Below are 12,063 nucleotides of genomic sequence, written 5' to 3'. Positions count from 1 at the left end.
GGTGCCCCGAAGATGATACCGGGTTCAAAGGCAAGGGTTGTGGCCGCTGGCAGCGGGGTGCCCCGGTGTGTGCCCTGGCAGCCGAAATACCGGGAAGGCGTTCTGAAACTGTTCAGGGACGTGCCCTACAAGGCGGAACTGTGGCACTGGCAATTTGAGTCCAATCCGTTTGGTTTGCCCTTCACGCCCGTTGTGCTGGTTGACGACGAGGACACAGTGGTGGGATTCAACGGCGTGATGGCCGCTCGCGCGACCGACCAGGGAGAAGCAATAAGGGTTTTGTGGAGTTGTGATTTTTACCTCGCTGAGCCGTGGCGCGGGCAGGGGCTGGGGAGTGTCATCAAGCACGAGCTGCATAGGAAGGCGCCTGTCATCATGGCCTTTGGTATCAGTAACCGGGCCAGCGAGGTGCTCCGTCACCTTGGATGGGTGCCCGATGAATCGGTGAGAAGCTACAGGATGCTGCGCCGGCGCAACGGGCTTCGTAGCTGGTTGCTGGGCGGTCTCCAGTGGCTGAACCGTCTGCGGCGGGCGTTCTCCGCCGTGCCGGGCATCTCTGGAATGGGTATTAAAGTGCGCTCAAACCTGCCTGAAAGAGACCGGGTTGATGCGCTCTGGGAGCGTTGTGCCCCGGAGTATGGAAGGATTGTTAGAAGAGACTTTGCTTACCTTGACTGGCGTTACCAGAGGCACCCGTTGGGCCGGTACGGGTTCGTTTGTGCCTGGCAGGATGATGAGCTGGCGGCAACACTGGTTACCCGGTTCAGCCAGAGCACATTGCGTATTGTCGATTATTGCGGGCCGGCCCGGAATCGGCCACTGAAACGGGCCCTTGTGGGTGCAGCGGTCCGGCACTGGCCCCATGCAGATCAGGTGTTTTCTGTTACCTCGGACCCGGAACTGGCAGAAACGTTTCTGGCGGAAGGCTTTGTTCAGCTCCGGGGTCGGCCACGTTTCTATGTCTACGAGCCGGGAGCGGAGCCTGCTGCCGGTTCCTCTGTCTGGTTTATCATGGCCGGTGACTCCGATGGAGAGTTCCTCCAGGCCGCCAGTGATTTTTACAACCCGCAAACCGTGCCGGGTGTGTCGGCTCTGGAGCGTGCGCCATGCTGAGGGTTAAGCCGGTTTCCGAGGCAGGATTTGCCGCCATGGCGGAGGAATGGCAGGCGTGCCTTGGAGCCTCCGATGCCAATCCACTGTTCATGAGCTGGCCCTGGCTGTATAGCTGGTGGGAAACCTGGTCCCAGGTTCTGGGTATGGAACTGGTACTGCTGGGTGTCTTTGATCAGCGGGGTGAGCTAGTCGGCATTGGCCCTTTCTGTCGCCGGGTTCTGGTGATGCCTGGCGGTGTTCGGGTTGCCCGCCTTTATATGATAGGTAATGCCTGGCGGCTTGCACCAACGGTGCGGACGGAGTATTGCGCAATCATTGCCCGTCGGGGCAGTGAGCAGGCGGTCACGGCGGCGCTTGTTCCGGCGCTGGAACAGCTAAAATGGGATGAGATGATCAGTACCGATGTGCCCGTGGATCAGCTGGAGAGCCTTAAAGTCGGGCGGTTTTATGACCAGCGGGGTTATCGGATGATTCACCGAACCGAAGATGTCGGAATTCGCATCAATACCACTGGCCGCTTTGATGACTGGTTGGCCGGGCTTGGAAAGAATACCCGGCTTAAAGCCTATAACCGCAGATCGTACCTGAAAAAGCAGGGTGAGCTTGATTTTCTTGACCATGAGGAAGGCCGTGATGGGGACTTTTTTGGGCGCCTCAACGCTTTCCATATGAAGCGCTGGGGGAAACCGGCGTTCGACAGGGAAGCGCTGAGGTTTCACCGCCTGCTGCTGCAAAGGCTGCATCTGTGTGAAGGTGAGCCGGCGATGAGTCTGATTTTGTACAATGAACACTGTGTTTCTGTTTTGTACGATGTGGTGGTTCGCGGCTGCCGGTATAATCTTCAGGCCGGGTATGAGGAAGATTTCGACCCGAAAGTGTCCCTGGGTTACCTTCACTTGGGGCACGCCATTGAAGCTGCTTTCAGTGACGGGGCAACGAGCGCCTATGATCTGCTCGCCGGTAATGGTAAAAATCAGTTCTATAAATCGCACTTTCATGGTGAGGCCGTGCATTTCTCCACATTCCAGGTAGTTCGCAGCCCTCTGCTCAAGGCTCTGTATCGTATCCAGGCGGCCAGCCCCCTGTTTATGGCGAGGGGGCTCAGTCGTAGGGTGGGATTGTGATCCTGTCGTGGCACAAACCTCGACGGACAGGCCCGATAAGCCGGGGATCCGCTGGCAGGAAAGGGGTGTAGGCGTATGGCGATTGGAAGGATTCGTTTTCGTGGCCTGATCCGGGCGGCATCTCCGTTCCTTTTAGTATTTGGCGCCCTTTTCCTGCTTATCTGGCCAACCGTTGAGGGTATTGTCAGCCGGTGGCTCAGGTTTGATGAATCCTACTCTCACGGTTTTCTGCTGCTATTGGTTTCTGTTTTTCTGATATTCCGTGTGCTGAAACAGCGAGCTCTGGTACCCGGTTTTTATCCCTTGTGGCTAATGCCCTTTGTGCTGGCGCTGCTAGCCTATGGAATGGGTGATCTGCTGCGGGTGCAGGCGCTCCAGCATCTGATGCTGGTTCCGCTACTGCTTGGTGCGCTGGCCATTCTTTTAGGATGGAAACAGGTCCGGTTCTTTATTGCGCCGGTAGGGTTGTTGTTTTTTGCGATGCCGGTCTGGGACTTTCTGTCCTGGACGCTTCAGGTCATTACGGTAGAAATCAATCAGTTGTTACTCGGCCTGTTTGATATTGAGTTTGAAATTGAGGGTGTGTTTGTTTATCTCATAGGGGTGGGGGCCTTTGAGATTGCCAATGGCTGTTCGGGTTTGCGGTACCTGCTGGTTGGCCAGTCGTTGTCGCTGATCTATGGCGAGTTGAATCTGCGCACCCTTCGCGCCCGTGTAATCCTGTTTGCGACGAGTGTGTTACTTGCGCTTTTCGCCAACTGGATAAGAGTTTTCGTGATTATTTACATGGGCCACGAAACCAACATGCAATCCTCTCTGATTGAAGACCACGAAAGTTTTGGCTGGTGGGTGTTTGCAGCCACCTTGATTCCTCTGTTCCTGGTGGGTCGACGACTGGAGTCGATGAAGGCAGAGCGGGACTCGGATCAGAAGGTGGAAGCGACTGAACCTTTGGCATCGTTTAGCCGCACTGGCGCCATGCGGCTGAAAGTTGGTGTTGTTATCACCGCACTTTTGCCGGTTCTGGTATGGGCCGCGTTGCCATCGTCGGATCGCGACATAAAGCCGGAACCTCTGGCTTTGGACCTTAAGCTGGTTGGGGAACGTTACGGTCCGCTTTTCTCAACCAACCTGGAGGGCTGGCGTCCAAGGGTTCAGAACCCAGATTGGCTGTATACCCAGACACTGTTTGACCGGAGAGGTGCGGGCGATCAATCAGGGCCTGGTGAATCCCTTTTTGCGGCGGTTTACAGCTACGACTATCAGCGGGAGGGTGCTGAAGTAATCCAGTATTCGAATCGGGTTTATGATCGGGAACGCTGGTATCCAGAGACATTTTTCACTCTGTCCGGGCCAGGGAAAGTCCCCCTCAAAGGCTTGACGCTTCGTCAACGGTTTACCGACACGCGGATACACATTGCCTACACCTATTACGTAGAGGGATTCTGGGAGACGGATAACCTGAGAGCCAAGCTGGCCCAGGTTTGGGGGCTTATGAATTCCCGCAGCGATGCTTCTCTGATCGTATTTGCTGTGTATTGCGAAGACTGTGATGGGAAAAAGCGTTTGTCTTCACTAATAGATTCAGTGATGGAAGAGGTGGTGACCGCTGTGGATAAACAAGTTGCGGAAAAGAAAAGAGGCGAGGACTAACGCACTACCTTCCTTGCGCAACAATTACGATGAGTAAAGTACTGTTGTTGCGAAGGAGGGAGAGTGCCACCAAAGCCTACGAACGGTTCGGTATTATGTGGCGGTAGTTATGGCGTCTGTGTCTTTCCGCGTTTACCCCTGGTCACCAAACTTCTCCAGCACCAGTTTTGCGTCCGCATCGCGGCCGTTGGCGCGATAGGCCTCAGCCAGGTGCATGGCAATTTCCTCCGAATCAGGTTGCAGTTCGTGGGCTTTTTCAAGCACGGGCAGGCTTTCTTCTGTTTTTCCCGCCTGGAACAGAATCCAGCCGTAGGTGTCTGCAATGGCGGCGTTGCCGGAGTTCAGCTCGAAAGCTTGCCTGGCCAGTTCCATGGCGCGTTCGTCGCCTTGTTGGTGGTAGATCCACGCCAGGTTGTTGAGTGCCACCACGTTCCGGGGTGTTACTTCAAGCAATTCTTCATAGGGCGGTATTGCCTTTTCAGGCGCCTCGTTTTCCTGGTGTAGTACCGCCAAGCTCATCAGCACCTGGGGGTTCCGTGGAAAAGCCTGGCGTGCGTTTTCGAGGGATTCGACAGCTTTGTCGCGCTGCCCGGACCGAACCAGGGCGCGGGCGTGGGCGACTTCCAGTTCGGCGGTTTGTTCCAGTTCAAGGGCAAGCTGATAGAGCTCGGCGGCTTCCTGATACTCCTCCCGCCTTTCAAAGTAGCGGGCTTCGATGCGGAAGGGCGTTGCGGATTCGGGATGTTGTTGTTTGACGTCTCTCAGGATGTCCCGGGCCTCTTTGGCATTTCCCCGGGTGAACTCAATGGCAGCCGCCTGGATGCCGATTTCTTCGTTATCCGGAAACAGTATGCGCCCCCGGCGAAGCACGTCAGCTGCCTGTTCCAGGCGTTCACGCTGGGCCAGCTGGGTGGCAATGCCATGGTACACGGAAGCAACCAGTGATTCTGCCGGGGCAGGGCTGGATTCGTCTTCCCGTTCAAGCAGGCCGGCGGTCAGCTCATCGGACCGTTGGGTGTCGTTGTCAATCAATGCCGATTCCAGCAATATCAGCCTGGGGCCATACGCGTCCGGGTGTTTCTCCCGGACCTCTTCCATCAGCGCCTTCAGTTCTTCACGCGGCATAACCGAGGAGATCCCCTGCAGTGCCTGGCGATTGTCCGGGGACAGTTCAATGGCACGGCGGTAGTAGTCTTTTGCCTGGTCTGTTTCATTGCGTAACCGTGCCAGGTTGCCCAGGGCGTTAAGCCCGGCGGGGTTCTCGCTATCCGCTTCCGTGGCTCTCTGGTAATACTGTCTGGCCTCTTCGATATTCCCGGCGTTGGCGGCGACATTGCCACGGGTAACCAGTGCGGCAACACTTTTTGGTTGTTCCTTAACCCAGTCGGACGCCGCGGCGATGGCCGCATCGTTGTTGTTGGCGGATACATGGGCCTGGACAACCAGCAATCTTGCCTGTTCTGATTCCGGATCGCTCTCCAGTACCCGGTTGGCCTGTTCGATGGCCCTTTCGGTCTGGCCTGTGCGCACCAGATACGTTGCATACCGCAACCGCAGGTTGTTGTTGTCGGGGGCGAGGTCCAGCGATTTTTCGATGAACTGCTCGCCGCTTTCTGTGTCGCCGCTGACCAGTGAGGCGATGCCCACCAGCGCCAGGGTTTCCGGGTCTGAATCCTGGTCTTCGAGATTGGCGAGGATTTCCCGGGCGCCTTCCGGGTTGCGCATTTGCAGGCGGGTGGCCGCAAGTAGTTTTCTCGCCTGCTCCGAGTCCTCCATATCGGCAACCGGGGCTAGCAGGGCTTCAGCCTCCTCTGGCCGGCCCTGGCGATAGCGAATAAGGCCCAGCATCAGTGCGGCCTGCTGCTGGCTCGGAGCCTGGGACAGTACTTCCTCGAGATAGCGTGCGGCGTTATTCAGTTCGCCGTTGTTGAATGCCTCTTGTGCCGCTATCAGGTTGCTCCTGATGGTGCCAGGCGCTGATTTTGCGAGAATTTCTTCGTAGACAAAGGCTTCAGAGGATTTGCCCTGTTCCCGCAGTACATTGATCAGCGCCGACATGGTTTCAAACTTCTGGTATGTCATAACGTCGTACTGACCGATTGTCTCCAGCGCATTTATCAATGCTTGTTCGGCGTCTGGCCAATCCTTTCTGTCTTGCGCAATGCCGGCCTTGAGGAGCCATAGTTCGACGTGGTCCGGATCAAGTTCTTCGGCTTGAGCAATATACTCATCACCTTCACCGGGCTTGTTCTGACGGTAAGCCACCCTGGCCTGACCGATTAATGGCCGGACTGCATTAGGGTCAGTATTCTGTGCAACCGAATACGCTTCTGCCGCCTGATCAAGACGGCCTGCGGCCAAGTGAATTTCTCCTCTGAGTAAAGCTCCTTCCAGCTGCTGAACGCGGTCCGGGTCTTCAAGCGCATCAAGTACCGCCAGCGCCTCCTCAGGCTCGCGTTGCATCAAATGGGCTTCCGAACGGATCAGCGCTGCATCGTTAGCATTCTGTTGGCTAATGGATTCTTCGCCAATATCCGAAAGCAACTGGTCGAGCATGCGCTCGGCATTCTTGGCATCGCCAGCCGTAAGAAGGTTGTTGATGATTAAAAGATACGGCTCTACGCGCTCCGGCTGCAGCTCAATCGCACTACGGGCCTCCAGAGTGCTGGCCTTAAGCTCCCCCTGGCGCTGGAAAAACCGGGACTGATCCATATGACTAAGATACTGGATCTCCTCTTGGCTCATTTCTTGTTCTTCTTCGCTGCAACCTGCGAGAGTGAGCGAAATGGCAACTACCAGGAAGGTGGCACGTACTGCTGACACTGGTTTCATGGCCCTGTTCCTTTCCCTTTTAAATCTTATTGTGGATTCCCTGCTTGCTACTCAGGTACCTGGTGATTCAGATGAAGTTTGTATCCGATATTTATCGGTCAAGTTGTATAGGGTTGGCCGGGTAATGCCCAGCAGGCGGGAGGCCCGGGCCATATTGAAACTACAGGATTGGAGCGCCTGTAAAATGGCTGCCCGTTCGGCGTTTTCCCGCACTTTCCTCAGGTTAAGTTGCTGGTCCTGGCCTTGTTGACCCCCGTCGAGTTCAAGATCTTCGGCGGTCACCCGCTTACTGTTCGCCATAATGATGGCTCGTTTTACCTTGTTGATCATCTCTCGAACGTTGCCCGGCCATGGGTAATTGTTAATGGCGTTGATGGCATCTTCACTGTACGAGAGGTTGGGGCGATCCATATGTTTGCCCAGCGATTTCAGGAGGGACTGTGCTATAACCAGAGCATCGCCCTCACGTTCCCGGACTGCGGGCACATCAAGAGTGATTTCGCTGATTCTGTAGTACAGATCTTCCCTGAAATCCCCGCTTTCAATCAATTGCCTGACATCTCGGTGGGTCGCGCAAACCACCCGAACATCAACGGATATGGCATTTACCGAGCCCACCCGGTCAATCACGCGTTCTTGCAGGAAGCGCAGCAGTTTGGCCTGGAGCGCCATAGGCATGTCGCCAATTTCATCCAGAAATAGAGTCCCGCCGTTAGCGCTTTCGATTTTGCCTTTTTTGGATTGAGTCGCTCCGGTGAATGAGCCTTTCTCAAAGCCAAACAGTTCGCTCTCCAGGAGGTTTTCCGGAATCGCTGCGCAATTGATGGCTGCAAACGGTTTTTCTGAGCGCGGGCTGAGGTCATGCAAAGCTCGTGCAAGGAGTTCTTTGCCGGTACCGGTTTCGCCGGTGATCAGGGTGGTTACATCTGTGGGGGCAACTTTTTCCAGTGTTCGGCAAACAGCCAGCATTTGTGGGCTTGCAGCAACAATGCCCTTGATATTGGTGCCATTGCCAGACCGGGCGAGTTCCCGGTTTTCGTGTTCCAGTTCCGCAAGTCGGAAGGCCCGGCTAACCACAAAAGTAAGAATGTCTGCATCCAGGGGCTTTTGATAGAAATCGGAAGCACCCATGCCCACGGCCTTGACGGCATTTTCCTTGTCTTCCCGGCCGGTCACTACGATTACTTTGGTCATTGGGGCAAGGCGAAGGATTTCTTCAAGCAGATTAAAGCCTTCCGAGGCCCCACCCGGATCCGGCGGAAGGCCCAGGTCCAGAGTAACAACCTCCGGCTCCTCACGCCTGATAGCGGCGAGGGCGGAATCTCGATCGGATGCTACGGTTACCCCCAGATCCTCACTGAAACACCAGCGCATCTGGCTTTGAAGGCCTGGATCATCTTCTACGATTAATAGTCGTCTGGTCACAACAGCAGTAAATCCTTTTTGTAGTATGTGTCCTTACCCCTGATTCTTAACTGAACATTGACACTTTGCAATGCTCGTCTTTCTTGATGCAAGAAAATGGCAGTTAATTGGCGTCCTCTCTCACTCCCGTAGTGTCAGAAATCAATGGATATCCCGGCTCAGGCATTTTGGCAGGACCTGGTGCGGCCAGAGGTACGCGAACTGAAAAGCAGGAGCCGATTCCGGGCTCGCTTGTTACATCGATGTTGCCGCCCAGCTTCTGGATGTACTCGCGGGCCTGGTAAGCGCCTATTCCCATGCCTGTGAGACCTTTTGTGCTCTCAAATGGTTTAAAGAGCTGCCCACTGATAAATTCTTCGGTCATTCCGCTGCCGCTGTCCTGAATGAACAGCACAACATTACCTTTTGCGATCTTCAGGGTCAGCACAACCTCACCATCGGGTGGTGTTGCATCCTGAGCATTCTGAATCAGGTGTCCCAGAACGCTGCGCAGCTGATCGGCATCCGCTTTGATTGTGGCATTTGGGGGCGTGCCTTCCAAATGAGGATAAGGAGCACGATGCTGATGACTTGCAATGAGCTCGATAACCAGCTCAGTGAGGTTTATCGGTGCCAGTTTGCTGTCATCATCCTGGGACGGCTTGCGAATGTGTTCAACGAGGTTGGACATTTTGCGAACAGCATGCTCTGTGGTGTTGATCATGTCGTCAATAAAGGCCGGGTTGTTCCGGTGTTTTGGCGCATTTTTCACGAGCAGGGAAAGCTGGGCGATGACAGTCTTCAGATCGTGGACCATAAAGGCAGAAGCCTTGCTGACAGCTTCAAACTGCATGGCCCTGGACAGTCGGTTTTGGGCATCTGCCTGTGCCAGCAGGTTGCATGTTTGCCGGGCTACAACCTTGATCAGGTCAAAGTTCTCCCAGTTCAGCTCTACGCGAGCGTAGGGGTTGCCTACAAGTGCCATGCCATAGAGTTCATTGCCGAGGTATAAAGGAATGATCAGCCAGCCGTCCGGTGTTTTGGTGATGGCGTCCGGAATTTCAAGAAGATTGTAGCTGACGGGATCCGACTGGTACTCGTGCAAGTCCACGATCCACTCACGATCGCGGAAGAACTGGACCAGCTCCGAATCGCCATCGATCATGGTGTATTTCGGTGTCGAGAGGTTAACGGCGGCCTTCAGGATATAGGCATCCTGTTCACCTATCAGCCAGATGCCGCCGGCATTGCTTTCGACAAGCCCGGCCAGCATTCGGATAACTCGTTCGGGAAGTGGAGGATCGTCGCTGAGGTCGGCCAGCTCCCGGGTCATTTTTAGCCATTCTTCCCGGTAATCGTATTTGTAATCGAAGAAGTTCTGGCTGATCAGTACCATCAGTTTGGAGCGGATACGTCGGGAAAGCAGGAGTGTGGTCAGAAATACCAGTGAAATGGTGAAGAAAAGAACCTGAAGCGCATCCCCCCATTCGCCTCCAAGTACCCTTACGTAATAACCGCCAAGGGCCAGAAAAAGCAGGTACCCGCCGGCGAAAACCAGGGTGCCCGCATGAAAAAAGGCCGAGCGGGAGAGCTGGAAATCCACGGGTTGCTTGCGGGTATTGATGACGTTGATGGCAAACAGTGGCGTGAGCAGGGCGTTCACAAATCCCCGGGCGTTCCAGAAAGAGTCGGACACCTGGCCAAAGAGAAGTGCATCGGCGTACATGAAGAAATCGAAGGCAAAGATGGTGGCAATGCCAATGCACATGTATTTGATACTTGACCGGCCAAAACTTGGCGAATTGCGCCAGATCTGTTCAACCATTGAGAGGCCGAGAAGGGAGAGACCGATTTGGCCCAGCAGTTTGGCTTTGCCCGTGGAGATGCCGACGGTACTGAAATTTTCGATCAACGCGATGGCGACCAACAGCGTCAGAAGGATTGCCGTAGTCGCTCCAAGGATGTGTTTTACCTTGTTTGTGAGCTTTTTTTCTTTTAGACCATCTTTTAGCAGAGCAAACAGCAGGTAGATCCAGGAGGCGTCTCGGAGCAGTTCAACGAGATAGCGGATGTTGAATCCAGGCTGCCCCCAAAGGCTCTGGCTGACGATTGTAGCCGCCCAAATCATGCTTACTGTCGCAGCGAGTGCCAGTGCCCGGTCGACACCCCGTCGCAGGTAGCGGGATACTACCAGTATTGTAAGTAGCCCGAACGTAACCGCTGCCAGCGAATAGCTGAGTACGTCCATGTTGCTGAACATGCCAGAGTGCCCCGTAAAGAAATCCTTTCCAAAGAATAGCTCTGTTTATAGTGAGAGTAACTTATGTAGCCGCTGTTGACTAAACCGGCCTCTTGTTCTCCCGATAAAACCGGAAAATCTCCTTTAGCGGCCGCTTCGGCTCAAATCCGAACTCATTAACAAACGCCCGCCCATCAATCACCACCGGATACTTGAAGAACGCCATCAGATAGGACGGAAAGCTCTTCAGTTTCAAGGTGCCGAGTATCATCTTCGGAACCATCGGCGGAATGGACGGCACCTGGATTCGCTTGCAGCCACATAGCTTTAGTGCGTGCTGGTAAGCCACCCAGTCCTGCGGCGCGACGTTGAACACGCCACGTGTCGGTTTTTTATACGCCAGCACAATGGCGTCGGCCATGTCATCGATATGGATAAACTGCATCATGGGCGAAAAGCCCGCCAGCACTGGAGCCCGTTCGCTGCCCAGCAGGGTGCTGATGGTGTTGCGCACGCCCGGCCCGACGATATTGCAGGGTCGCAGGATGGTGATGTTCAGTTCCGGGTAGCGCCACAGATAGATGTTAGCGAGGTTCTCCAGCTCCACGGAGTCAATCAGGTCGGCGCTGAGCCCTGCGCTCTTGAGCGGTGCCGCTTCGTCGATAAGTGCGGGGTTGTATGCCACCGCTCCGTAAACGTGGAACGTTGAAAGCACGACCACTCGTTTTATGCCGTACTTGTGGCTCAGGTCCAGAAGCTTCTGGGTGCCGAGCACGTTGGCGTTGTAGCGCCGCATGCGGGTGAGCTGGCTGGACATAATCCGGCCCATGTGGATCACGCCATCAAACTCATAGCGCCGGAACAGATCCTCGAACACCCGCTTGTTGAAATCGATGCAGTAGCTGGGGATGTCGTCGCCCAGGTAGACCTGTTCGCGGAAATCCACGGCGACCAGGTCGCAGGTATCCCGAAGCTGTTCGATAACTTTCTGGGCGAGGGCGCCGGCGGCACCGGTGATCAGAATGTGCGGTCTGCGTTGTTCGCTCATCAGAAAAGCCTTTTCCTTTCGCTCAGTCCCTTGTCGATCAGCCGGCTGATTTCCGCCTTGACCTTCTCTACGCGTTCGGTGACCTGTTCTTCGGGAATTTCAAGGTCGTCGAAGTACATCGGGGCTCCGAAGTTCAGGTGAACTTTTGCCGGCAGTACCACGGGCATGGCGACCGGGGCATAGGGAATGCCCAGGGCTTTTGCCAGGGGCTTTATGTTGGCGATGGCCGGGATGGTTTCCTCGCAACCCACCACGCCAACGGGCACGATCGGCGCCTTGTACTTCATGGCCAGGTGCATGAAGCCGTTCCCAAACCGTTTGAGCTGGTAGCGGTCGTGGTAAAGCTTGCCCGAACCTCGAATGCCCTCGGGGAAAACAATCACGGCTTCATCATTGGCGAGCATCTTGGCGCAGTTGACCGGGTCTCCAAGTACAGCGCCAACTTCATTCAGCAAATTGCCCAGCCAGGGCACGGTTGGAAAAAAGCGTTCAATCATGGCCCTTGGAATGCGGGCATCTTTTTCCCGCGAGGCAAGGGCATAGCCAATCAGCAGGCCGTCGATAGGAAGTTGGCCACTGTGATTGGAAATAATGAGCACCGGCCCCTCGGCGGGAATGTTTTCCACCCCGTGCGCTTGTACCCTGAAGTA

At 55.2% G+C, this 12,063-nt stretch carries 8 protein-coding genes; 3 read left to right on the top strand and 5 right to left on the bottom strand.

The features are described from left to right. The 3 genes from B2W52_RS19130 to xrt form a co-directional block, all read left to right on the top strand. The coding region (locus B2W52_RS19130) for a GNAT family N-acetyltransferase (RefSeq protein ID WP_286803919.1) at positions 1-1,113 on the top strand (1,113 nt) is incomplete at its 5' end. After that, positions 1,107-2,237 (top strand): GNAT family N-acetyltransferase, encoded by a 1,131-nt coding sequence (locus tag B2W52_RS19125; protein WP_273069804.1) that lies wholly within the window; start codon positions 1,107-1,109, stop codon positions 2,235-2,237. The genes B2W52_RS19130 and B2W52_RS19125, both read left to right, overlap by 7 nt. A gap of 75 nt (positions 2,238-2,312) precedes the next feature. Further along, complete coding sequence (xrt, locus tag B2W52_RS19120) at positions 2,313-3,890, top strand: exosortase (RefSeq protein ID WP_286803918.1); 1,578 nt, start codon at positions 2,313-2,315, stop codon at positions 3,888-3,890. Positions 3,891-4,022: 132 nt separating this feature from the next. On the opposite strand, the gene B2W52_RS19115 is transcribed toward xrt, so the two are convergent. The 5 genes from B2W52_RS19115 to B2W52_RS19095 all read right to left on the bottom strand — a co-directional run. After that, the gene (locus B2W52_RS19115) at positions 4,023-6,722 is read right to left on the bottom strand and encodes a tetratricopeptide repeat protein (RefSeq protein WP_286803917.1); all 2,700 of its coding nucleotides are present in this window, start codon (positions 6,720-6,722) and stop codon (positions 4,023-4,025) included. A 51-nt stretch (positions 6,723-6,773) separates the two neighbouring features. Then, positions 6,774-8,147 (bottom strand): PEP-CTERM-box response regulator transcription factor, encoded by a 1,374-nt coding sequence (gene prsR, locus B2W52_RS19110; protein WP_273069810.1) that lies wholly within the window; start codon positions 8,145-8,147, stop codon positions 6,774-6,776. A 103-nt stretch (positions 8,148-8,250) separates the two neighbouring features. Continuing rightward, positions 8,251-10,386, bottom strand: a complete 2,136-nt coding sequence (gene prsK / locus B2W52_RS19105; RefSeq protein WP_273069811.1) for an XrtA/PEP-CTERM system histidine kinase PrsK — start codon at positions 10,384-10,386, stop codon at positions 8,251-8,253. A gap of 79 nt (positions 10,387-10,465) precedes the next feature. Further along, entirely contained in the window at positions 10,466-11,413 is a 948-nt protein-coding gene (locus B2W52_RS19100; protein ID WP_014577243.1) for an SDR family oxidoreductase, read from the bottom strand. After that, positions 11,413-12,063 (bottom strand): lysophospholipid acyltransferase family protein (locus B2W52_RS19095; RefSeq protein WP_286803916.1); only part of this gene is annotated, 651 nt, incomplete at its 5' end. The genes B2W52_RS19095 and B2W52_RS19100, both read right to left, overlap by 1 nt.

Origin of the sequence: Marinobacter sp. UBA2498, from assembly GCF_002341575.1 — a bacterium.
Classification (GTDB): domain Bacteria; phylum Pseudomonadota; class Gammaproteobacteria; order Pseudomonadales; family Oleiphilaceae; genus Marinobacter; species Marinobacter manganoxydans.
The sequence above is the reverse complement of the archived record's forward strand: the minus strand, read 5'-3'. Positions and strand labels throughout refer to the sequence as shown.

Coding starts and splice junctions, on each gene's coding strand:
- B2W52_RS19125 (WP_273069804.1), top strand. CDS start 1,107: ATGCTGAGGGTTAAGCCGGTTTCCGAGGCAGGATTTGCCGCCATGGCG.
- xrt (WP_286803918.1), top strand. CDS start 2,313: ATGGCGATTGGAAGGATTCGTTTTCGTGGCCTGATCCGGGCGGCATCT.
- B2W52_RS19115 (WP_286803917.1), bottom strand. CDS start 6,722: ATGAAACCAGTGTCAGCAGTACGTGCCACCTTCCTGGTAGTTGCCATT.
- prsK (WP_273069811.1), bottom strand. CDS start 10,386: ATGTTCAGCAACATGGACGTACTCAGCTATTCGCTGGCAGCGGTTACG.
- B2W52_RS19100 (WP_014577243.1), bottom strand. CDS start 11,413: ATGAGCGAACAACGCAGACCGCACATTCTGATCACCGGTGCCGCCGGC.